At 53.9% G+C, this 22,310-nt stretch carries 15 protein-coding genes; 5 read left to right on the top strand and 10 right to left on the bottom strand.

Annotation, left to right across the window (positions count from 1 at the left end):
- Window positions 1-58 precede the first annotated feature (58 nt).
- From rfbD to OSC10802_RS0103975, 5 genes are all read right to left on the bottom strand, one after another.
- Window positions 59-940, bottom strand: coding sequence for a dTDP-4-dehydrorhamnose reductase (rfbD, locus tag OSC10802_RS0103995; protein WP_017715497.1), 882 nt, complete (start codon window positions 938-940; stop codon window positions 59-61).
- Complete coding sequence (rfbC, locus tag OSC10802_RS0103990; protein WP_017715496.1) at window positions 937-1,485, bottom strand: dTDP-4-dehydrorhamnose 3,5-epimerase; 549 nt, start codon at window positions 1,483-1,485, stop codon at window positions 937-939. The genes rfbD and rfbC (OSC10802_RS0103990) overlap by 4 nt, the downstream gene beginning before the upstream one ends.
- Before the next feature lie 624 nt (window positions 1,486-2,109).
- Window positions 2,110-3,801, bottom strand: a complete 1,692-nt coding sequence (locus tag OSC10802_RS0103985) for a beta-barrel domain-containing protein (RefSeq protein ID WP_198525057.1) — start codon at window positions 3,799-3,801, stop codon at window positions 2,110-2,112.
- The gene (locus OSC10802_RS0103980; protein ID WP_017715494.1) at window positions 3,798-6,824 is read right to left on the bottom strand and encodes a peptidase domain-containing ABC transporter; all 3,027 of its coding nucleotides are present in this window, start codon (window positions 6,822-6,824) and stop codon (window positions 3,798-3,800) included. The genes OSC10802_RS0103985 and OSC10802_RS0103980 overlap by 4 nt, the downstream gene beginning before the upstream one ends.
- A 465-nt stretch (window positions 6,825-7,289) precedes the next feature.
- The gene (locus OSC10802_RS0103975) at window positions 7,290-8,042 is read right to left on the bottom strand and encodes a peptidylprolyl isomerase (RefSeq protein ID WP_026098150.1); all 753 of its coding nucleotides are present in this window, start codon (window positions 8,040-8,042) and stop codon (window positions 7,290-7,292) included.
- Window positions 8,043-8,439: 397 nt separating this feature from the next.
- On the opposite strand from OSC10802_RS0103975, the gene OSC10802_RS0103970 reads away from it, so the two are divergent.
- Window positions 8,440-9,363, top strand: coding sequence for a hypothetical protein (locus OSC10802_RS0103970; protein WP_017715492.1), 924 nt, complete (start codon window positions 8,440-8,442; stop codon window positions 9,361-9,363).
- 570 nt (window positions 9,364-9,933) lie between these two features.
- On the opposite strand, the gene OSC10802_RS0103965 is transcribed toward OSC10802_RS0103970, so the two are convergent.
- Window positions 9,934-11,925, bottom strand: a complete 1,992-nt coding sequence (locus OSC10802_RS0103965) for a calcium-binding protein (RefSeq protein ID WP_017715491.1) — start codon at window positions 11,923-11,925, stop codon at window positions 9,934-9,936.
- A 485-nt stretch (window positions 11,926-12,410) separates the two neighbouring features.
- Between OSC10802_RS0103965 and rfbF the strand changes: the two genes are divergently transcribed.
- The 4 genes from rfbF to OSC10802_RS0103945 all read left to right on the top strand — a co-directional run bounded on the left by rfbF (window position 12,411) and on the right by OSC10802_RS0103945 (window position 18,060).
- On the top strand, window positions 12,411-13,181 hold the full coding sequence (gene rfbF / locus OSC10802_RS0103960) for a glucose-1-phosphate cytidylyltransferase (RefSeq protein WP_026098149.1): 771 nt from the start codon (window positions 12,411-12,413) through the stop codon (window positions 13,179-13,181).
- 109 nt (window positions 13,182-13,290) lie between these two features.
- Window positions 13,291-14,280, top strand: a complete 990-nt coding sequence (locus OSC10802_RS0103955; protein ID WP_017715489.1) for an NAD-dependent epimerase/dehydratase family protein — start codon at window positions 13,291-13,293, stop codon at window positions 14,278-14,280.
- Window positions 14,277-15,518, top strand: a complete 1,242-nt coding sequence (locus OSC10802_RS0103950; protein WP_026098147.1) for a class I SAM-dependent methyltransferase — start codon at window positions 14,277-14,279, stop codon at window positions 15,516-15,518. The genes OSC10802_RS0103955 and OSC10802_RS0103950 overlap by 4 nt, the downstream gene beginning before the upstream one ends.
- A gap of 157 nt (window positions 15,519-15,675) precedes the next feature.
- Window positions 15,676-18,060 (top strand): tetratricopeptide repeat protein, encoded by a 2,385-nt coding sequence (locus OSC10802_RS0103945; RefSeq protein ID WP_017715487.1) that lies wholly within the window; start codon window positions 15,676-15,678, stop codon window positions 18,058-18,060.
- 143 nt (window positions 18,061-18,203) lie between these two features.
- Here OSC10802_RS0103945 and OSC10802_RS0103940 read toward each other — a convergent pair whose 3' ends face one another.
- From OSC10802_RS0103940 to rfbC (OSC10802_RS0103925), 4 genes are all read right to left on the bottom strand, one after another.
- On the bottom strand, window positions 18,204-19,871 hold the full coding sequence (locus OSC10802_RS0103940; protein WP_071593271.1) for a glycosyltransferase family 2 protein: 1,668 nt from the start codon (window positions 19,869-19,871) through the stop codon (window positions 18,204-18,206).
- A 119-nt stretch (window positions 19,872-19,990) separates the two neighbouring features.
- Window positions 19,991-20,755 (bottom strand): cephalosporin hydroxylase family protein, encoded by a 765-nt coding sequence (locus OSC10802_RS0103935; RefSeq protein WP_017715485.1) that lies wholly within the window; start codon window positions 20,753-20,755, stop codon window positions 19,991-19,993.
- Window positions 20,756-20,774: 19 nt separating this feature from the next.
- Window positions 20,775-21,683 carry an NAD-dependent epimerase/dehydratase family protein gene (locus tag OSC10802_RS0103930; RefSeq protein WP_017715484.1) on the bottom strand — a complete coding sequence of 303 codons (909 nt, stop codon included), beginning with the start codon at window positions 21,681-21,683 and terminating at the stop codon, window positions 20,775-20,777.
- Window positions 21,680-22,210, bottom strand: a complete 531-nt coding sequence (gene rfbC, locus OSC10802_RS0103925; protein WP_017715483.1) for a dTDP-4-dehydrorhamnose 3,5-epimerase — start codon at window positions 22,208-22,210, stop codon at window positions 21,680-21,682. Before rfbC (OSC10802_RS0103925) ends, OSC10802_RS0103930 begins: the two co-directional genes overlap by 4 nt.
- Window positions 22,211-22,310: the final 100 nt, after the last annotated feature.

Below are 22,310 nucleotides of genomic sequence, written 5' to 3'. Positions count from 1 at the left end.
GCCGTTCTGTCGGCTCCGCCGGCTTTTAAGAGACAGCCAGATTAAAAGATAGGAATTGCTAGTAGCTAATCGCTTTTAGCTCTGCAAGCATTTTCCTGAGTCCTGAGCGCCAGTGGGGGAGATGGGTTCCCAAAACTGCAGTTATTTTCGCACAGGATAGCACAGAATAGGCGGGCCGGCGGGCCGGTGTGGGGTACTCGGCGGTGCTAATCGGAATCACCCGCTCCACCTTTAGCGGAAAGCCCAGCGCACCGGCTTCTTCAAAAATGGCCACAGCAAAGTCGTACCAGCTGGCGACGCCACTGTTGGTGCAGTGATAGGTGCCGGCAATCTCTGGACCGATCCGGGAAATCAGCTGGGCTATCGCACCGGCCAGATCCCCCGTCCAAGTCGGGCTGCCCACCTGGTCTGCCACCACCCGAAGTTCCTGGCGTTCCGCACCCAGACGCAGCATGGTTTTCACGAAATTGCTCTTGCCAAATGCGCCATAAACCCACGCCGTTCTCAGGATAATGCTGTGCCCGCCAACTGCCCGAATCGCCCCCTCACCGGCAAGTTTGGATTTCCCATACACCCCCAGTGGATTCGTCGGGTCGGTTTCCAGGTAGGGGCGACTTATTATACCATCAAATACGTAATCTGTCGAGATGTGAATCAGGGTGGCACCCAGCTTGTGGGCTTCCTCAGCCAAGATGCCCGGGCCGGTGGCATTGATGGCGGTGGCCAGTTCGGGTTCGCTCTCAGCTCTGTCCACAGCGGTGTGAGCGCCGGCATTGACAATCAGGTCAGGTTTGACTTCGCGCACCACCCGGCGGATGGTGTCGGGCTGGGCCAAATCCAGCGTGTCCCGAGCGCAGCCGGTAATCTGGCCGGCACCGGCGAGGGCCCGCTGCAGTTCTTGGCCCAGTTGGCCGGTGATGCCGGCGATCAGGATATTCAAGGAAAAACCTCCGCTGTTTTAAAAGGCAGGCCGGCTTGGTCTTTGGGCGACAGCACCGGCACCGCACCGTTGAGGGGCCAGTCAATGGCCAGGTCGGGGTCATTCCAAATAATACACCGGTCGTGGGGCGCAGCGTAATAGTCGGTGGTTTTGTAGAGCACCTCAGCGGCGGGCGAAACCGTGAAAAAGCCGTGGGCGAATCCGGGGGGTATCCACAGCTGGCGGCGGTTTTCCGCACTGAGGGAGAAACCGACCCACTGGCCAAAAGTGGGCGAGCTTTTTCGGATATCCACAGCAACGTCAAACACCTCGCCGGCGGCGACGCGCACCAGTTTACCTTGGGGCTGCTGGATCTGGTAGTGCAAGCCCCGGAGGACATTTTGGGCGGAACGGGAGTGGTTGTCTTGGACAAATTCGAGGCTGACGCCGGTTTTCTCAGCAAAAGCCCGCCGGTTGAAGCTTTCATAAAAAAAGCCTCGCTCGTCGGAAAACACCCTCGGCTCGATCAGCAAGACATCTGGAATTTCAGTGGGGATAATATTCATCGCTTATTGGGGATTGGGCATTGGGTGTGGCGCACCCGGCATGGGGCATGGCGCATGGGGCATCATCGCATGGCGCATGGGGCATCATCGCATGGGAAGACCCATGCGGGCGTGCGTATGGGAGGCCAATTATTCAAATTTAGGGATATCCGAAAGAAAAGTTTTTACAAAATACGGCCTGCAGCCTGGTTTTGTATATATGCGTTCTTCCGGAAGTAAGAAATGTGCGCCTTGCCAGCGCCTCCTATCCTCGGGCAACCGGCTGAAAGTTGGCCCTTGGGCCCTCTTTTGCCCTGGCCTGTGGCCCATGCGGGCGTGCGGATGGGACACCAAGCACTCAAATTTAGCTCCATCCGAAAGAATGGTTTTTCTAAAATACGCCTTTAGACGGGTTTTGTATATAGCGATTCTCAGTTGGATGAACGTTAGGCCCAGAAACCCGGTTTCTTAAAGAAACCGGGTTTCTCAGTACCTCACTAATATGAGAAAGGTTATAGATGCTTTCTTCCGGAAACAAGAAATGTGTGCGAATTGCACACAAAATATTCAAGGGTATTTGAGTGAGATCGCCCCCATGCCCCATGCCCCATGCCCCATACCCCATGCCCCATGCCCCATGCCATGTCACTTAACAGTCTCTAACGTTTTCATCTTCCGGTCCATGCGGTCAAGGAACATATCCATAACAGTCCGCTTGCCGATTTTGACAGTAGCCTGAACTGCCATGCCAGACTGTAACTTAACCTCCCGGCCATCATCCACTTTAAACGCTTGCCGGTCCAGAGTAATTTTGGCGGGGAAAGAATAGTATTGGCGTTCTTGAGTCGGTGGCAAAGCATCTTTGCCAATCGATTTCAAAGTGCCTTCTATCGTCCCAAATTCCATTGAGGGGAAAGCTTCAATGTTGATATCCACTTTCTGGCCTTCCCTCACCAGGGCAATATCCTTATTCTGAATGTATACCGAGGCAACGAGAGTCTGATTCGGAATAATTTTCAGGATAGGATTCTGCTCGACTTCCCTGGCCACATACCCCGGTGCCGCTTTGAGATCGAAAACATACCCATCGATGGGCGACCGCACTTCTTGGTACTGAAGTGCTTGCTGAGCCTTGGTTAACTGGCCATTGAGCTGAGTGAGCTGCTTTTGGTTTTCCAGTTTCTTCTGACTGATTTCGTTATCCAGCTGTGCGATCCGCTGCTTGTTGCTTTGAATTTTATCTTGTTTATCTCTTACCCAGGAAGCTTTCGAGCTATTCCACTCTTCAATCGTCCGGGATATTTCGACCTTGATCCGCTGCTCTTCCGCTGCCAGCCTGTCCGCCTCAGCTTGTCGGGCATCCATCTCATTTTGACTGGTCAAGACCTCCCTCTGGCGGGTGACGATTTCATTTTGGGCGTTCAGCAGTTGAGATTCCCCGGACAGGACATCAGCTTGGCGGGTCAAAACTTCTTGCTCCTGGCGCTGTTTTTGCAGCTTAGAGAGCGCCCCTTCTTCTACCAGGGGCGACACCTGATCCAAAATCTGTTTATTCAGCGCTAGAACCTGTTCGTTCTTTTCTTTTTGTCTCTGGAGTGTTTCTAATTGCACCCGGGCGGTTGCCACTTGGCTGACAGCCTTTGGTAACTGTTCCTTGGCGATAGCTACCTGTCGGAGGCCGGCCTCTAGCTGTCCTCGCACCTGGCTGCGCTGCTTTTCCAATTCCTCAACCTTCAATCGCCCCGTAGACTCCAGAGCGATATATTCCCTTCTGTGGGCTTCCCAAAGAGTTTGTTGGGTGCTGTTGAAGTTTCGCGGTGCCCCCACTCCTAGCAGGTTGCTCCCATCAATTAGCGCCTGGTAAACGTCATTTTCTGCCAGCAGGGTATTGCGCTCCCGCGACAGGGATTCTAAGTCTGACCCAGCCCCTACCGGATTGCCGCCATTGAGGGCTTTGTCGTAGTATTGATTTTCTCTCAGGAGAGCCTCTCTCTGGTTGCGGAGAGTCTCCACATCAGCTTGAGGGGAAGTGGGGTCAAGCGTCAGCAAGATTTCGCCTTTTTTTACAAAATTTCCATCTTTAACCAGAACTTCGCGCACCACCCCGCCGGTGGGCGGTCTGACGTCTTGGGCGGCGTCTTCCGGTTCCAATTTTCCGGCGGCAGGAACCGCTTGATCGATTTTGGCAAAATAGGCCCAAAGCAGGGCCGATGTCGTGACGCCAATAATCAGCCAGACAAAGATTTGCGCCCAGATAGAAGGCTGCTCTAAAATGACGGGCTGGTCGAAGGTTTCCGACGGTTTCACGGGCCGGTCGAATGGTTGTGCGGATTTCACAGCTGTGACTCCTGTTGCTGATAGAGGCAGTAGTAAAGCCCTTTAAGGGCCATTAATTCGTCGTGGGTGCCCTGCTCAACCACAGAACCCTGATCCATCATGATGATCGCATCGGCATTTCTCACCGTGGACAGCCGGTGAGTGATGAAAAAGACCGTGGTGCCCTTAAAGGTAGCCCCTAAGTTCTCGCTGACAAGTCGCTCCGATTTGTAATCGAGGGCGCTGGTCGCTTCATCCAGAATCAGTATTTTAGGCTTTTGCAGGACTGTGCGGGCGATGGCAATCCGCTGGCGCTGCCCCCCGGACAGGGATGAGCCCCGCTCTCCCACCAGCGTGTTGTAGCCATTGGGCAGACCCATAACGAAATCGTGGGCGACTGCTACTTTCGCCGCCTCGATAATCTCCTCCGTACTGGCTTCTGGATTGTGCAGGGAAATATTCTCCTGCACTGTGCCGTTGAATAGCAGGGTATCTTGCAGCACCATGCCAATCTGGCGGCGCAGCGAATACAGCTCTACTTTACTGATGTCATAGCCATCAATTTTAATTCGGCCAGACAGGGGTTCATAAAGACGCTGCAGCAACTTCATCAGGGTACTCTTGCCGGAGCCACTCTGACCGACAATGCCAACAAACGTACCGGGAGGAAATTCTAAGTTGACATTTGCCAGTTGCAGCGGGCCGCTCTGGGTGAAGCGGAAAGACACTCCCTCAAAGGCGACGGTGCCTTTCACTTCCGGGAGGGGGATGTTGGTGCGGTTGTCTTCGTCCGCTTCTTGGGGTGAGTCGAGAATGTCGCTGAGCCGCTCAATGGACAGGGCAGTTTCTTGGAAGTTCTGCCACAGCTGCACCAAGCGCAGCAGGGGGCTGGTGACATAGCCGGCAATAATCCGGAAGGCGATCAGCTGCCCCAAGGTCATTTCATTCTTTAGCACCAGATAGGCTCCCGCCCACAGCAGCATCAGTCCGGACAGCTTTTGCAAGAAGCCGCTCACAGAGCTGGCGGTGCTGGAGGTGAGGACGGATTTAAACCCGGCACTGACGTATCGCGCATAGCGGTCGAGCCACTTCCAGCGGGATTGCAGTTCGATGTTCTGGGCTTTGACGGTTTGAATCCCGGAGAGCACTTCCACGAGATAGGATTCTGTGTCCGCATAGCGCTCAGCTCGGCGGCGCAGCTGCCCTCGCACGATCGGGGACACCAGCAAAGTGAGGATGGCAAATAGGGGCACCGTGGCCAGAGCCACAATGGACAGCAGCCAGCTGTAAATAAACATGACGACGATGTAGATCACCGAAAATACGGCATCTAGCACCACCGTCAGGGCTGTGCCGGTGAGGAACTGCCGGATTTTGTCGAGCTCGTTCATCCGTCCCGCCAGCTCGCCCACCCGCCGGTTGTCAAAGTAGGTCAGTGGCAGCCGCAGCAAGTGGTCAATCACCTCCGTCCCCAGACTGAGGTCAATCCGGTTGGTGGTGTCCACAAACAGATAGGTGCGCAAGGAGGTGAGCAGGGCTTCAAACAGGGCCATTCCCAGCATGAAGGCCCCCAGGACATCCAGAGTTTCGATGCTGCGCTGCACGAGCACTTTGTCAATGATCACCTGGGTGATGACCGGGTTAGCCAGCCCGAACATCTGGACAAAAAATGAAGCGACAAAGACTTGGGTTAAGACGCCGCGATATTTAATGATTACTGGGACAAACCAGCCGAGGCCGAACTTTTCCTTTGGCTCGCCTCGGGGAGGCTGCAGCAGCAGCACCTGCGCTACTTCCCCCCACGCTTCGCCAAAATCCCCGGGACGTTTGCGAATAATGCCCCGCTCTGGCACCGCCATCACGATTTCTCGTTCGCTGATGCTGTAGAGGATGGCGAAGCTCTCTTCCCAGGCAACGAGTGCCGGTGCTTTGAGCCTGCCGACAGCTTCTGTTGGGACTTGCACCAGCTGGGCGCGTATCCCCATCATTTCCACGACGGCACCGCAGGTTTGCAGGGAAATTTGCCCTTTGGTTTTCAGCTGGTTGTCCAGCACTTTGCGGATGATGTCCCGGCGAAATGTTCCGCCCATATACTTGCTCAGCATCTCGAAGCAAGCGGTTGGGGCACCTATCTGGCCTTTCCCCCGCACGAACGGGAATTTCACCGGCGCTGCGTCTGGATCTGGGGGCGGCTCGGGAACTCGCGCCGGCGCGTCGATTACTGCCAGCCCCCCACCGCGACCGTTTTCCTGCAATTGCGTGACCGCAGGCGGGCTAGCACCGGCACTTTGAGCCGGTGGGGCGCTCTGCCCGCTGCCTGTTTCCTCTTGCGTTTTTGCTTCTAATGTGCTAAGCTGCAAACCCAGCAACCGAGCTCCTCTTTTTCCGGGCACGGACAGGGAGCGATCTGGCTCGTCGAGAAATAGCCTGCTGCCGACCGGCAAATCTCCCAATGGCCCGCTGCTGACTAGCCACAGCCAGTTCGGGTCTAATTTGGCCAGATCCAGTTTGCCCGGGGGCAGGTTCAGCACCTTGACCTCAGGCAGCACTTGCAAAACTAGTTCTTTGAGATTGACTGTCCCATCCGCCCGCCGCTGCAGTTCGGCGCTCACCAGTTCAAAGACTTCACTCAAGTCGGCCCGCTCCCGAAAGGCTTGGCCAAAATTCGCTTGCGTGTCCAGGCACTCTAGAAAGTCTGCCGCCGGCAGGGCAATGGCGATCAGTTCTTTGGATGCGATGGCGGTTTCCCCCGGCACGCCCCGCACCAAGCTGGCCCAGCCGAGAATTTCTCCCGGTCCTGCCAGTTTCAAGCTCACCGGCATCTGGCTGCGCTGGTCGTAGCCGAGCACTCGCGCCTGTCCCTCATAGATAATGGCGGCCATGACCGGCATTTTTTCCCGCTCAAATAGCGGCTGTCCAGTGCGGTAGCGCAGCAGCTGGCATTTGTTGGCCATTGCTTCAAGGTCCCTAACGCCGAGCCGGTCGAACGGAGCCGTTTGCGCCAAAAAATCTCGGATTTCGGTCGGGGAAACAGTTTGGGTCATACGGGAAGTGCTGAACTTGCTAATCTAAAATAGAGCGTCCCACATCAAAAGGATGAAACGAACCCGATTGCACCGAGCGTGGGATCAACCCCACCCCCTAACCCCCTCCCCGCGTTCGCGCCTAGGGGGGACAGCAGGCGGGTTGAGCGATGAATGCAAAAAGTTTCAGTCATCCTGGTGCCACTCCTCCCATAGCTCTGCTCCGATGGTAACTTTAAGTAATGTTCTCTTGCGCAATTCACCGCTTTATAACACGCTTTAAAACTAGCTCAAGGTGTGGATGCCGCCCTGCTGCCAAAATGCAATACAATATCGCTGCCGCTCCGCCAGGTATCACACGCACGCATGTGAGTGCCGGTAGAGCGCCACAGCTATTGGCACCAGAATCTATTGTAGCTCACATTTGTGATAGCCTGCCGGCCCGATGTCCGCGAAATCTGCCCGGGCCCAATATTGGCGGCCCGCTCATGCCGAAGGTGAGGAGGCTGACCACAGGGACTGGAGCGTCTTGACTTTCTGGATTTCTGTTTTGATCCACTCTTCAAACATTTCATCAATCAGCTGACGGCGCATGGCTTCATCCAGCCGGGCCGGCATGTATTTTTCCAGCCGGATAATCACCATCCACTCTGCCAGGGCTCGCGGTGGCCACAGCTGTCCGGGCTGGCTGACGGAAAGCAGTTTGGCAATGGCTGGGTGCGGCTGAGACAGGGGCACCGGCCCTAATAAACCGCCGGTGCGGGCTTCTGGCCCTTTAGAATACTCCTTGGCCAACTCGGCAAAGGACTGTTCCCCTTCTTGAATGCGAAAGTAAATCTCGTTGGCCAGCCCCAGGTCTTGGGTGCGAATTAGGGAGTAGACTACTTGGTCTAAGCTGCCCTTGCGAGTCATGAAGTAGGATTCTACTTTGGCCCCCCAAGTGGCTGCCTTGAATTTTTCCAGCAAAACTGGCCGCACAGCCAGTTCCTCCATCTGCTCAAGCGTCATGCCCTGGCTTTTCAGCCACGCCTCCCGCGCTTGGGGGGCTGTCAGCTGCAGCTGCTGGCAGATCCGCTCCACCGCTGCCTGACGCTCTTCGTCGGTGCAGCTAATGTCGGCTATGGCTCCATCAATGATAATGCCCCGCAAAAATTGGGGCATCAGCTGGTATCGGCTCAACAGCGCCGGGATTTCGTGTCCTTGGATGACTCTATTGCCTACTTGAAAAAGTTCTGTCATGTCTTCGGATTCACCCATTCTCCTGGTGGTTTACTCTGCGAGCTGCTGCAGCTGACTCGCTTGTGTTTTGATTGCCGGTATTATAGCGATTTTGGTTTTTGGATTTTTTATTTGGGATTGGCAACCGACGGCTTAAAACTATGATAAGATAGACTATTATATTTTCGCCAGCCCTTAATTACTGAGTAATCAACCGTATTTTATATTGTTACCTCTGCGGGGTGCGGGCCTTCAGAGGGGTCAGGGATTGGGGGTTAGGGGAAGAGGTTTGGCGGTCAGGCGGTTTCAGGAACAGCCGGCGATCGTGCCACCGCGCCACCGCGCCACGGTGCCGGGAAAGACAAAATAATGTTAATGCTAGAAGTGCCTCGGCGCGGATTCAAGGAAAGCAGGCTCTATGCGAATTCTCTTCACTATTGCCCATTTTTTCAATCCCGAAGGTGGCGGACGCCACGCTTCCCAACGAAAAGACCCACAGCCCCGCATCCAAGCTTTGACCGCCTGCGTTAGTGCGCTGCACCAATTATTTGGCAACTCGCAGTGCGTGCTTGACATTGCCCAGCGCCAAGCCTTGCCGGCTAACCAGTCTCAAGCACACGATATTGATGTTGTCGTGTGCACTACCTCTGACTTTCATCTTCTATCTCAGGTTCCGCTGCCCCCCCAGCTCTACACTCACCATGCTACCAGCGCCGAGCCGATGCTGTTGGGCTTTGAGTGTCAGGCTGTGCTGGCAGACGGCTTGGGCAAGTATGATTACTACTGCTTTTTAGAAGATGACCTGTGCTTGCACGATCCGTGGTTTTTTGTCAAGCTCAACTGGTTTGCGCAAATCACGGGGGATGGCAACCTGCTGCAGCCGAATCGCTATGAGGTGTCGGTTGCCGGGGCTGTGCGCAAAGCTTATATTGATGGGGACATAGCCCCACGGGCGACCGCCAGATTTCAGAACGTGGGGGAGCAGCCCGAACTGAACGGCAAGATTATGGGAACGCCGGTGCCTTTCCGCCGCCCTCTCAACCCCCACTCTGGCTGCTATTTTCTCAATGCCAGCCAGATGGCTTACTGGGCGCAGCAGCCCTATTTTTTAGACCGGGATACCAGCTTCATTGGCCCGCTGGAAAGTGCGGCCACCCTAGGGGTGATGCGGACATTCAGGATTTACAAGCCGGCACCCCCTCAGGCGGCGTTTCTGGAGATTGAGCACGCCGGCACTGGGTTTCTGGGCCTGATTGGGGGGCAAGTGGGCCTGTCACCGGCCTTGCAGGCGCTCCTCGCCGGCTCGAATGGGGGAGATAACACCCCATTAATCATTTTTTAAACGTTTCACCTGTCACGCCCTCGCTCCCCGCCTGTAGCCGCAGGCTTCCCGTAAGAGTGGCTGTCAGCTGGGGCGACACTGTAACCGGTTGGGGAATGGGGGCTGTCAGGGAGACAAGAAACTGTGTGGTAGGGTGCTGGCAGCTGTTATGCTTTTAATCTGCTTATGATAGAAATGATGCAGCGCTACAAAAGTGCCCAAAATTTCTGTTATAGCAGTATTCACTTAGGGAACGGACAGCAGGACAGGCGAGACGCCTGTCCTACGCCTTTTCTTAGGACAGTAGGACAGGCGAGACGCCTGTCCTACGCCTTTTCTTAGGACAGTAGGACAGACGAGACGCCTGTCCTACGCCTTTTTCCCCACGCCAGTGATGGCCCAATATGACTGCTGCTATAGTTAGCGATGCGATAACGATTTATAACGCAAATTAAGTGTGTGACAGCCTAGAGAGGGTCGTGCCTGCCGCCGGCCACAGCGGACAGCAAAAAGCCAGGGAGGGAGATCCCTGGCCTTGTGTTATGTGGCTGTGAGTTCAATCACAGCCGTTCAACGTGCCGCTCAATTCAGTTAATAGAGTGTGATGTCGGTAGCAGCGAGCGAAGAACCAGAACTGAGCGTGAAGAGTGTCACAGCAGCTGCAGTGCCGAGGTCATCAAAGGACAGCGTTCTGGAGGTGCTATTGTAAATAACGGTGCCATTTTGGGTAGTCAACTCGAAGTTCGATCCTGTCGTGGAGGTGGTAGTAACGGAAGTGCCAAAGGCAGTTTTCGCCAGGTATATCTTGTCGGTGGCGGTGACAAAATTATTGATGATTTCGCTCGCACCACCTTCACTGACGGCAGAATAATAGAAGCGGTCGGCCCCATCTCCGCCGGTGAGGGTGTCGATACCGGCACCTCCAATAAGACTGTCGTCGCCGGCACCGCCGGTGATGCTGTCGTTACCGCCAGTAGTGCTGCCGTTTTCGTCGCCATGCAGGTAGTCGTTGCCGGAACCGCCGGTGATGGTGTCATTGCCGGCACCGCCAAATACGATGTTACTGCCGTCACCGGTGCTGATGTTGTCGTCCCCCGCACCGCCAAGCAGGCTGTCATTGCCGGCACCGGCGGTGATGACGTCGTTCCCCTCACCGCCATTTACGGTGTTGTTGCCGTCACCGGCGGTGATGCGGTCGTCCCCCGTATCGCCAATTAGGTTGTCATTGCCGGCACCGGCGGTGATGGTGTCGTTCCCCGCACCGCCATTTGCGGTGTTGTTGCCCTCACCGGCGCTGAGGTTGTCGTTCCCCGCACCGCCAGTCAGGCTGTCATTGCCGGCACCACCTGTAAGAACGTCGTTCGCATCACCGCCTGTGAGGGTGTCGTTGCCATCACCGCCGTCCACAACAGCGGCACCCAGAGAATCCACCGTTATGCGGTCATCGCCGGCATCGCCCCGCAAGGTGTCGCCCGTCGTACCAGACAAGATGTCATTGCCCTCGCCACCGCTGAGGGACTGCCGGCCCTTCCCTACCAAGATGTCATTACCAGCACCCCCATCCATGTAGGTTCCTGAAGTGCCCTGCGATCCTGTTACGGTATCGAACACTCCTCCTGTCGTGGTACCAGTTCCTCCTCCTGTGGTATCAGCTGCTGTGCCCGCCACACCAACGAGAGAGTCATTGCCATCCCCACCAAACAGGCTATCGGTCTGCTGGTCGGTCTCTATGGTGTCATCACCGGCATCGCCATATATAGAGCTTTTTCCGTCTGTTTTTCTGGCATCTATGCGGTCGTTGCCCTGACCGCCGTGCACCGTAGCTTGCGTACCATTTACGGAGTCATCAATGGCAATAGTGTCGCCATTAGTGTTTGTGCCCTGTACAGTGTCAGCTGAATTTACTATGATGATGTCATTGCCTTGATTCCCAAAAATCAAAAGCTGCTTTGCGTCCGCCCCACCGACGATAATGTCGTTGCCGCCGGCTGTGTCAATATCGCCAAGCAGGGTATCGTAGTCCCCCGCACCAAATATCGTGTCCGCACCCATGTCGCCGGACAAGAAGTTGCTCTCTGAGTTTGTTGCTGCTTGTATCGAGTCGTCGTCTTTGCCCCCTCGCAGGGTGTCCTTACTCCCGCCCCCTATAATGGTGTCGTTTCCTGCGTTGCCAAAGAGGTAGTTGTTCGTAGCGGCGAGGACAGTGCTGCTGCTCCCCAGTCCAGGGAACAAGGAGCCTGATGTATTTGTTTGTGCGGGAGTAGTGCCGACCAACGTGTCATCGCCATCCCCGCCCAGCATAGTGTCATTGCCGGCACTTGCTGCAGTCAATGAGTCGTTGCCCTCCTTTCCCAGGAGCAAACTCGACCCCTTGGTACTGGTGAGGGTGTCATTGTCCTTCCCCCCGTCCAGGGTGTCATTTGGGCCTTGAGCGAGCAGCTGGTCGTTCCCGGCGTTCCCATAAATGGCACTCTTTCCCCCAGAATAACTTTGGATTAGGTCTTGGCCACCCAGTCCCAGAACCGTATCTGGGCCGTCGAGCAGCTGTAGGACGTTGGCATCATCGTTTAATATTCTTACCATTTTCCGGTTTCTCTCCTCTGTTGCGCGTCGTAGTCCTTGCCCGCACTGCGAGTGCGGCTACTGTCTCAACTCCTTGACGTTGAGTTGGCAGTGGTCTATTATAGCAATCCGCAGCAAGTCTAGCCTAGATTGCAGGTCTGTGTCTAGCCTGTATGCCTTGAGAATTTTTGATGGTTTGCCTCCCCCACTTTTGGCCTCGCTGCGAAGCTTGGCTGGCCAGTCCCCTGCCCTTGGCCCCCGGAATTCTCTCGCAGTTAGCAGTCTGTATAAAAATTAAAGCTTGGCGGCACGGTTGCCTGTGCCGCTCTATACTGTGTCTTTAAAGGATTCTGTATCATTTCAGACACAATTCCTGCTTTCCGAGTTTCCCGGGGAGTGGGGGCGCGGCAGAAAAAAAGTTGACTCAACAGCCTTACTGGTATTAAATCACTAGGGGTGTGACAGCGCCAGATCCCCCCGTAAATTAATGGACTGTGCTGCAACAGATGCGAGTCGTTATTCTTGCCGGTGGGTCGGGCTCCCGCCTAGCCGAAGAAACCCAAGTCAAACCCAAGCCAATGGTGGAAATTGGCTCAAGGCCCATCCTTTGGCACATTATGAAGCACTACGCCCACTACGGCTTTCAGGAGTTCTGCATCGCTTTGGGCTACAAGGGAGAAGTCATCAAGCGCTATTTCTTGGACTACCGCACCCTGAGTGGCAATCTGACGGTGAATCTGGCCACCGGCGACGTGCGGGTGTCCGGTCAGGAGTCAGACAGTTGGATTATACACCTAATCGATACGGGTGTCAATACTCTCACGGGTGGCCGCGTCAAGCGTCTGGAACCCTGGCTGAAAGACGAGACGTTCATGCTGACTTATGGGGACGGAGTGGCTAACGTTGACTTGGAGGATTTGCTGCGCTTTCACCGGTCGTGCGGGCGTGTGGCGACGGTGACGGCGGTGCGCCCACCGGCTCGTTTCGGGGGTTTGGTGTTTGCCGGGGATTTGGTGGCTGAGTTCACGGAAAAGCCCCAAATTGGCGAAGGCTGGATCAATGGCGGGTTCCTGGTCTGCGAACCGGCCATTTTCGACTGCCTGGAAGGAGATAGTACCAGTTTGGAGGCGGATGTCTTGGAGCGTCTGGCGGCTGATGGCCAGCTGGCGGCTTACCGGCACGACGGGTTCTGGCAGTGTATGGACACGCTGCGGGATGTGCGGCTTTTGGAAAGTTTATGGCAAAGTGGCCACGCCCCTTGGCAGGTGTGGGACTGAGGATCGGGCATGGGGCAAAGGCGCATAGCGCATAGGGCATAGCGCATAGCCCAATGCCCAATTCCCCATGCCCCATGCCCCATACCCCATGCTCTAATAGAATCAAATCATGGTTGAGAACGATGATTTCTGGCAAGACCGGCCAACTCTGGTGACGGGTGCCACCGGCTTGCTGGGGGGGTGGCTGGTGCGGCACCTGCTTGACAGGGGTGCGGCGGTGGTGTGCTTGGTTCGCGACTGGGTGCCGCTCAGCGAGCTGGTGCGGGGGGGGCTGCTGGAGCGGGTGCCGGTGGTGCGCGGCGACATCTGCGATTTGGCGCTGCTGGAGCGGACTTTGGGGGAGTACGAAATCGATACGGTCTTTCACCTAGCCGCCCAGACGATTGTGGGCATCGCTAACCGCAATCCCCTCTCCACTTTTGAAGCGAATATTCGCGGCACTTGGTCGCTGCTGGAAGCGTGCCGGCGCAGTCCATCGGTGCGCCAGATTATTGTCGCTTCGTCAGATAAAGCCTACGGCGAAACAGGCCAGCTGCCCTATACTGAGGAGACGCCGCTGATTGGCCGGCACCCCTATGATGTCAGCAAGTCTTGCGCGGATCTGATCGCGCAGTCCTATGCGGCCACTTACGGGTTGCCGGTGGCGGTTGTCCGCTGCGCCAATCTCTACGGCGGCGGGGATTTGAATTGGAACCGGCTGGTGCCGGGGACTGTCCGTTCGGTGCTGCGCAACCAGCAACCGGTGATTCGCTCTGATGGCCACTATGTGCGCGACTACTTTTATGTTGAGGATGGGGCAGCTGCCTACGCGCTTCTGGCCCAGCAGCTGGCCAAAAACCCTGACTTGCGCGGCCATGCTTTCAATTTTTCTGACGAAATGCCGGTGCCGGTGCTGGAACTGGTGGAGCGGATTCTCGCTATTATGGGATCTGACTTGCAGCCACTGGTGCTCAATCAGGCGAGCAACGAAATTCGCTATCAGTACCTGAGTGCGGCTAAGGCAAGGCTGATGCTGGAGTGGCGTCCGCTGTTTGCGCTGGAGGAAGGCTTGCAGCGCACTGTTGACTGGTATCGGAAGTTTTTGGGGGGGTCTGGATGAGGAATGGGTGGCCAGTTTGCCGGTCGTGCGGCAAATCGGGTTTGCAGCCGGTGCTATCTCTGGGTCAGATGCCACTGGCCAATGCTCTGCTGGCTGCGGAGCAACTGCCGGCAGCTGAGCCGACTTATCCCCTTGACTTGATTTTTTGCCCGCACTGTGCTTTGCTGCAGATTTCGGAAACGGTGCCGCCGCAACTGCTGTTTCGAGAGTATTGCTATTTCTCGTCTTTTTCGGACACGGCGCTCCAGCACGCTGAGGCGCTGGTGGGGAGGCTGGTTGCTGAGCGCGGGCTTTCTAGCAACAGTTTGGTGGTGGAAATTGCCAGCAATGACGGTTATTTACTGCAGTATTACCGCCAAAAAGGCGTGCCGGTGCTGGGGATAGAGCCGGCGGTGAATATTGCGCGGGTGGCGGAAGCGGAGCGGGGAATTCCAACGCTGTGCGAGTTTTTCGGCTCGGAGTTGGGCGAGAATCTCAAGGATAAGGGCAAGCAAGCTGATGTCATCCACGCCAATAATGTGCTGGCTCATGTGGCGGATCTGAATGGGTTTGTGGCTGGTATTGGCCATTTGCTGAAGGATGGGGGCATAGCGGCAATTGAGGTGCCTTATGTTAAAGATTTGATTGATAAGGTAGAATTTGATACGATTTATCACGAGCATTTGTGCTATTTCTCGCTGACTGCTCTGACTGAGCTATTTCACCGGCACGGGTTGCGGGTGGCGGATGTTGAGCGAGTTTCGATTCACGGTGGCTCGCTGCGCCTTTTTGTGGTAAAATCTCCAGCAAAAGGGGATGAGGGTTTGGGTCGGGTGCGGCTTTTGTTGCAAGAGGAGGCTGAGTGGGGGGTGGGTGAAATAGGGTTTTACCGGCAGTTTGGCGCGTCTGTTGAGCGGCTGCGAGGCAATTTGCTAGAAATGCTGCGCGATTTGAAGGCAAAGGGCAAGCGGATTGCGGCTTATGGCGCTTCGGCGAAGGGCAGCATTTTGCTGAACTATTGCGGGATTGGCGGGGAGATCATTGATTTTGTGGCGGATCGCAGCCCGCACAAACAGGGGCGTTACACTCCGGGGGCTCACCTGCCGGTCTGTGCGCCTGATAAGCTGCTGGAAGCGATGCCAGATTGCGTGTTGCTGCTGGTGTGGAATTTTGCTGAGGAGATTTTGGCTCAGCAGGCTGAATACCGGCGCAGGGGCGGGTGTTTTATTATTCCCATTCCTGAGTTAAAAATTGTATAATGGCGGTCAGTAAGGTGCTGAACCCCACCCCCTGCATCCAGGCGTAGGACAGGCGTCTCGCCTGTCCAGAAAAAACAGCATCGTGACGCAGGACAGGCGTCTCGCCTGTCCAGAAAAAAACAGCGGTTTTCCAATAGGAATTGAGTGAGGTTGTTCGGTGAAGTCAGAGTCAGCTGAAATTCATTTTAAAACCGGCAATGAACTGAAAGATGCCGGCAAGTTCGATGAGGCTATTGCCAGCTATCAAAAGGCGCTGGAGATTGAACCTGACAGCGCTGAGGCGCTGAACCAGCTAGGCGAGGTTTATTTTGTGCGGGGGAGGTTGGCGGAGGCGCTGGGTGTTTGCCAGCAGGCGCTGAAGATTCAGCCGGATTTCGCCCCCGGGTACAAAACGCTGGGGAATGTGCTGCAAGGGCAAGGTAAAATTGATGCGGCAATTCGGGCTTACTCGAAGGCGGTGGAAATTAAGCCTGAGTTTGCAGAAGCGCACGCTAATTTGGGCAGCATGTTTTACAGGCAAAGTCAGTTGGAGTCGGCGATTTCTTGCTACGAGAGGGCGCTGGAACTGAAGCCTGAATTGGTTGCTGTCTACTCGAATTTGGGTAAGGCGCTGCAGCAGTTAGGCCGGCTGGATGAGGCTGTGGCTTGCTGGCGGAAGGCGATGGAATTAAGTGCCGGATCTGGGACTGCGGATTTTTACTTGAACATGGGCAGTTCCTTTCTGCTGCAGGGCCGGTTGGATGAGGCTTTTGGCAGTTTTCAAAGAGCGATTGCCCTGAAACCTGACCTGGCAGAAGCGCACTGCAATATAGGCACGATTTTTGTACAGCAGGGCAAGCCTGAGGAGGCGATTGCTAGCTGCCAAAAAGCGCTGGAGTTGAAACCGAGTCTGGCCGAGGCGCACTCTAATATGGGTCTGGCACTTCAGCAGCAGGGGAAAATTGAGGCGGCGATTGCCAGTTTCCAGAAAGCTATTGAGTGGAAACCGGATTTGATTGAAGCCCATGAGAATTTGTGCGCGCTACTCAACAGTGTGTGGAAAACTAATAGTTCAGCGTTAAGACAAGCGGCTGACAGGTTTGTGCTGGGGGCTGGGGAGAAAAGCCAGCTGAAGGCGGCAATGTTTTTTATCAACGCTTATCTGGAATCTGGCTTGAGTAAGGTGGCTGCGGAGAAGTTTTTGCAAACTGAAGCGCTCATACACGAAAAGGCTGGCAGTTTGAGCGGAAAGGATGCGATCGCGCTGTACAGTCTGTTTTTCTTTCTGGCTCCGCACTTGCGAGACGATCTGGAACAGAATGCTAAGTTGGCTAGATTAGGGGGCGAAAAAATAGTCCAAAATCTAGAGGAAATATCGGGACTAAAAAATAACGGTGAGGCGAGCGTTCGATTCAGTAAAAGTAGCGAAGGCAGGCAGTTAAGGATTGGCTTTATATCGAGGCATTTCAAAAAGCATTCGGTGGGCTGGTGCTGCGCTGACATCATTCGGGAGCTATCGGCGATTACTCCTCACATTTTCCTGTATGTGACGGGAAAGTTGGAAGCGGATGAGCGAACGAAGCTATTTGAAGGAGTGGCGGAGAAATTCTATTGGCCTAAAAAATACCTGCTGAATGGAGAGGTGGCAGATCCACGGGAAGTCAGGGAGCAGATATTGCAGGATGAGCTGGATATATTAGTGGATTTGGATTCTGTGACGGTTCCGGCTCACGCAGAGATACTGTATGGGCAGCCGGCTCCTGTTTGTGTGTCTTGGTTGGGTTGGGAACCGCCGTTTATATCGGGGAGCAATTATTTTCTCTGCGACTGGCACACGCTGCCCGCCGGCACGGAACAGCATTACACAGAGCAGTTGGTGAGGATGCCTGATTCTTTTATGGCTGTTTCTGGGTTTAAAAGTGCGCCTTTGGAAGGGGAGTCTACGCGAAGAGCGCTGCGGATAAGTTCGGATCAGGTTGTGTATATGTCTGTATCTCCGGGAAGAAAGTTGAACCCGGATTTGGTGAGAGCGCAGGTGCAAATCCTCAAGCATGTGCCCAGCAGTTTGCTGTTACACAGGGGGAAGGCGGATTTGGAGGTTGTTCAGTCGATGTATAAGGAAGAGTGCGCTCGTCAGGGTGTGGGTTTGCACCGGCTGAAATTTCTCGGGTTTGTGGAGCCTGAAGAAAAGCACCGGTCGAGATATTTGCTGGGGGATGTGCTGCTGGATTCCTATCCATGTAATGGCGGGACTCTGACTTTGGAGGCGCTCTGGTTTAATTTGCCGGTGGTGACGAGAAGGGGTGAGCAGTTTTACTCGCGAGTGGCGCACTCTTTCCTGAAAAGTATGGGGATTGAAGCGGGGGTTGCTGGCAGTTGGGAAGAGTATGTGGAGTGGGGGATTAAGTTTGGGAAGGATGCTGATTTGCGGCATGCTGTCAGGGAGCAGCTTCTGAAATCTAAGCAGCCGCCAAATCTAGCGCCGGTGTGGGACCCGCAAAAGTTCGCTGGCGATATGTATGGGGTTTTTCAGGAACTTTTAGCGAGGAAAGTTACCTCCTGATGTAGGACAGGCGTCCCGCCTGTCCTCCAAAATGGGGTTGTGATTACAAAGTTATAGCGGTTTTCAGTTGGATGAAGTACATGCCAGAAACCCGGTTTCTTTAAGAAACCGGGTTTCTTAGTACCTAACTCAGATGAAAACCGCTATAGCAAGCGTTCGTAATCAGCGAGAAACCAGTTGGGGAGGTGAGGCAGGTTGTCGGGCACCGGCATCTGGCCGGCTGGCCGGTATAATGTGGCCGCAAGCAGGTATTGGATGAGTTTTTGGCTGTCTAATTTTTCAGTAATTTGTGCTGCTAATTCATGGGCGAAAACTCGCTCTGTTTCGGTTAATTGCTGTTCTTTAATGCCGCTGCTCAGGAGGATTTGATGGCTTTTCCCTGCATCGCCTGAGTAAAGGTTTTCCAAGTCGTCTGTTGCGGCGCTGAGCCAAAAATCAGCGAGCTGTTTGCGAGCTTGTCGCAGTTCGTCTGTGACAGATGCTTCGGAGGGATCTATCTGGTAGAGATTGGCGCAGCCGGCTAGCTGCTTTAAGAATTCGGGCGAGCCGGCGGATTTTTGAGGTGGTGTTGGGGGGTGAAGATTTTTTTGTTGAGTTGGAGCCGGTGAAGTCTTCTGCAGTTCCAACGGACGTCCCGTCTTATTGCTAATTTTGAGAGTGCTTATCGGGGGCAAAATTCCGCGCACTAGCATCGCGGCTTGAGCGACATTGGTTATGCCGGCTTGCTCGCAGTTAATCGCCAGGGAAATTAGTGAGCCATGAGAGTCTAAAGTCGGTCCTTGCGGTGCTTGTGGCTCATAGGTAAGTTTGGCCGGTATGTTTAAGGCTGAAAGAGGAATTCCGTACTTTTGCGCTAGGGCTTTAATCTGGTTCAAAGTAGTTTCATAGTTTGCCGAATCTACATTGATGCGCAAAGCCATGCGGCTCAAACAACTTTTTATATCGATGGCAAAATTGCCGTCATCGGGAAAGAATAATTCTTTGGTGCGAATGAAAACGTCAGCAAGGATTATATATTCGCTGTCAGAATTGATGAGGGCGGGATGTCTCTCTGTGATATCTGTCTTGTGTTCTTGCAAGTAATCTTTATAAGGTTGCGATTCCATACTCCGATAGGCGTGTGACGCGCCTGTGCTGTGTCCGGAAATTCCAGCGACTGAGAGGGGGCGATAGGAGTATAAAAAGCTATCGAAGAAATAAGAGTTGACAATACCGGAATAAATGTCAGGGCAATAAGACATAAAGTATCTGCCGCCCACAGACTTCACCTTTTCAATCACATCTCGGTGAATAAAGGAATTATAAATCGTTGGCAGATTTTCGTAAGTAAGCTGATATTTGCAAACGTTATTGAGTGTGTCTTTGGGATTGGAGATACTTGCTTCCTGTGATAAAATGACGCTGAGCAGATTGCGCCTCCAAGGAGCGATGGCAGTTGGCCACCAATAAAAGCTTCTGCGCCACGATACAATTTTTAAGTTGAATCTTTTTAATATTTCGCAACAAATTTCAAGTCCATCTGGCATTAAAGCGTCATCATCTCCCAAAATAAAGATGTACTCTCCGGTAGCGTGGGAGAGCCCCAATTCCCAATTGTCGGACATGGAGAGTCTTTCAGGTGCCCGATAGTATTTGATTCTCGGATCGTCAAATGATTTGACAACCTCAGCGGTTTCGGGACTGCTGAAGTTGTCCATAACTACTAGCTCAAACTCTCTGTATGTTTGATGGAGAACACTCTGAATTGAATATTTCAGTGTGTCGTGCCTTTCGCGGGTTGGGATGACGATAGAAAAAAGATTCCCTGACATGAGTCAATCCTCCAAAATAATTTAAGTTTATTAGAGCTGGCTGAAAGAGAAGAGAAGGCTGAAGCAGTTGCGAATATGCTATAATGAATTTCGCTTCCTGCGGGTGATTTTCTCCCCGGTTACTGTCTCCGCAGCCACGCACCTGGCCAATGCGTGACGCTCTCACTCAATTCACTTTCATTAAAAGGCCAATTGGGTGCCTCTAAGACAAATTCTGGGTGCTTTTGAGCGAACTCTGCTGCCGCCGCTGCGGGGTTGTCCCAAATCCATTCGGGATTGCCACGCGGCACGTCCTCAAGTACGTTCATAATACCATCTGCTGCAATGATGTAAGAACCGGGAGACACCAAGTCGTGATAAGCTTCCAATTCGGCTAAAACATGCTGTTTAGTATGGCAGGAATCCAGAAGAACTATAACTGTTTCGCCTGGTTTTACTAGGGATTTTACATGACTGATTGCGTCGGGTGCTATTGAACTCCCTTCTACGAGTTCAATCAGGGGAAACAGCTGATGGGTTTCCAGCGCCTTGCGGTTGTGAGGTCGGATTTCGACATCGATTCCAATCACCCGCCCTTTTCCCATCGCTTTGCACAAACTGGCGTAGTAAACCAGCGATCCGCCATGAGCCACACCTGTTTCGAGAATGACATCGGGCTTGACTCTGTACAGGACTTCCTGAATCCGAAACATGTCTTCAGGCAGCTGAATAATGGGCCTCCCCATCCAGCTAAATGTATAGGTGTATTTTTGATTCCATCCCACTTTGAGCCAGTGGTGGGAGATTAACTCAAAAGCTTCTTTTGAGTAAAGGTCGATCTCCTCTCGCTCGCCCCCGATTTCTTTTATAATTTTTTGAGCTTCAGTATCTATTATTAGTTTCATATTCTTGCCCTTATACAAATCAATAACTGAGGGAGGCTCTCCACCATTCGATTGTTTTTTCTAATCCCGCATCCAAGTCTGAGCTTGGCGACCAACCCACTTCATCAGTCAGCCGGCTCACATCAGCAACTAGCAAGTGAGTGTCGCTGGCAGGGGTGGGTAGAGATCCTAAGTGAATCAGGTCTGGCCGGCCCATTTTTTCGGCAATCTTGTAAATTATCTCTCTGAGAGCCACCGGCTGCCCAGAAGCAATATTTACCGCTCCTGAAACCTGACTCTCTAGCAAGGTGACACAGGCTTGCGCGACATCCCAAACGGGCAAAAAATCGCGAATCTGATTGCCGTGAGAGCAGTGAGCTTTTTCCCCTCGCAATAAAGAACAAATCACTGAGGGCACTAATCTGCAGGGATGCTCGTGGGGTCCGTAAACAAAGAAGATGCGCCCCCAAGCGGCACTCAGTCCTGTCTGTGCGGAAAAGGCTTCCAGCATCAGATGGAGAGCGTGCTTGCAGATCCCGTAGGCGCTCGCCGGCAAAAGAGGCGTCACTCGCTCACAACAGTAGCCATATCTCCAATCATACTCCGCACAAGTTCCTGCCATCACCACCCGCTGCCCACCATATTGCGCAAATGCTTGCAATAAGTCAAGACTCGCTTGAACCCAGCGAAAATTCTCCAAGGCAGTCCAATACTTTCCTGGCACTGCAAACCAGGCAAAATGCAGGAGGTGAGTTGGCTGCACTTTGGCTATCAAGTTCGAGACTTGCTGAGAGTCTAGCAAGTCAGCTTGATGCCAATTTATGTCCTGCCGGTTTGGCTGGGGTGCCTTGCGAGAAACAGCATGGACTTCACCGGCTCTCGCTGATAGCAGTGGCAGGCAGTGCCGGCCAATAAATCCTGTAGCACCCGTCAGCAAAACTCTTTTCATAACCTAAAGTCTGGATATTGCCGGTCCCTGGCCGAGACGATCCGCTGGTCAGCCGGCCACTCAATATTGAACGCCGCATCATTCCATCTTACACCCTTTGCGCACTCAGGAACATAAAATTCCGACATCTGATAAAAAACCTCCGTACTGTCCTCCAGAGTCTGAAACCCGTGAGCCAACCCTTCAGGAACGTAAAGCATGCGCCGGCTCTCTGCAGACAGAACTACCGGCACCCATTCCTTAAAAGTCGGCGAACTGGGGCGCAAATCGAGGAGAACATCGTAAATTTCCCCCCGAGTGCATCTTACCAGCTTTGCTTCCTGATGGGGAGGCTCCTGGTAGTGCATCCCGCGCAGCGTGCCCTTCTTCTTGTTGAACGAGATATTGCACTGCACCAATTGCGAATTCAGCCCGTGGGCTTGAAATTCTCGCCGGCACCAAGTCCGGGCAAAAAAGCCGCGATCATCCTCAATTGGTTCTGGCTCTATTATAAATGCACCCCTGAGTTTTGTCTCGATAAAACGCATATATTTTCTCGCTCGCCTTTGCTGTTAAGCCTTAGGGACAGGCGGGACGCCTGTCCTACGCCTTATCCCCTTGTTTCGGAGCGATCTCCGTGTGCCCCAC

Source organism: Kamptonema formosum PCC 10802 (assembly GCF_000332335.1).
In the GTDB taxonomy this organism is placed as follows: Bacteria; Cyanobacteriota; Cyanobacteriia; order Cyanobacteriales; family Oscillatoriaceae; genus Oscillatoria.
Note: the sequence above shows the minus strand (reverse complement) of the source record. Positions and strands in the feature narration are given on the sequence as shown.

What these genes read in the sequence shown, in the direction of transcription:
- rfbC (WP_017715496.1), bottom strand. Translation starts at nt 1,485, where the DNA reads ATGAATATTATCCCCACTGAAATTCCAGATGTCTTGCTGATCGAGCCG.
- OSC10802_RS0103930 (WP_017715484.1), bottom strand. Translation starts at nt 21,683, where the DNA reads ATGAAAAGAGTTTTGCTGACGGGTGCTACAGGATTTATTGGCCGGCAC.
- OSC10802_RS0103940 (WP_071593271.1), bottom strand. Translation starts at nt 19,871, where the DNA reads ATGTCAGGGAATCTTTTTTCTATCGTCATCCCAACCCGCGAAAGGCAC.
- OSC10802_RS0103950 (WP_026098147.1), top strand. Translation starts at nt 14,277, where the DNA reads ATGAGGAATGGGTGGCCAGTTTGCCGGTCGTGCGGCAAATCGGGTTTG.
- rfbC (WP_017715483.1), bottom strand. Translation starts at nt 22,210, where the DNA reads ATGCGTTTTATCGAGACAAAACTCAGGGGTGCATTTATAATAGAGCCA.
- OSC10802_RS0103965 (WP_017715491.1), bottom strand. Translation starts at nt 11,925, where the DNA reads ATGGTAAGAATATTAAACGATGATGCCAACGTCCTACAGCTGCTCGAC.
- OSC10802_RS0103980 (WP_017715494.1), bottom strand. Translation starts at nt 6,824, where the DNA reads ATGACCCAAACTGTTTCCCCGACCGAAATCCGAGATTTTTTGGCGCAA.
- rfbF (WP_026098149.1), top strand. Translation starts at nt 12,411, where the DNA reads ATGCGAGTCGTTATTCTTGCCGGTGGGTCGGGCTCCCGCCTAGCCGAA.
- OSC10802_RS0103935 (WP_017715485.1), bottom strand. Translation starts at nt 20,755, where the DNA reads ATGAAACTAATAATAGATACTGAAGCTCAAAAAATTATAAAAGAAATC.
- OSC10802_RS0103975 (WP_026098150.1), bottom strand. Translation starts at nt 8,042, where the DNA reads ATGACAGAACTTTTTCAAGTAGGCAATAGAGTCATCCAAGGACACGAA.
- OSC10802_RS0103970 (WP_017715492.1), top strand. Translation starts at nt 8,440, where the DNA reads ATGCGAATTCTCTTCACTATTGCCCATTTTTTCAATCCCGAAGGTGGC.
- OSC10802_RS0103955 (WP_017715489.1), top strand. Translation starts at nt 13,291, where the DNA reads ATGGTTGAGAACGATGATTTCTGGCAAGACCGGCCAACTCTGGTGACG.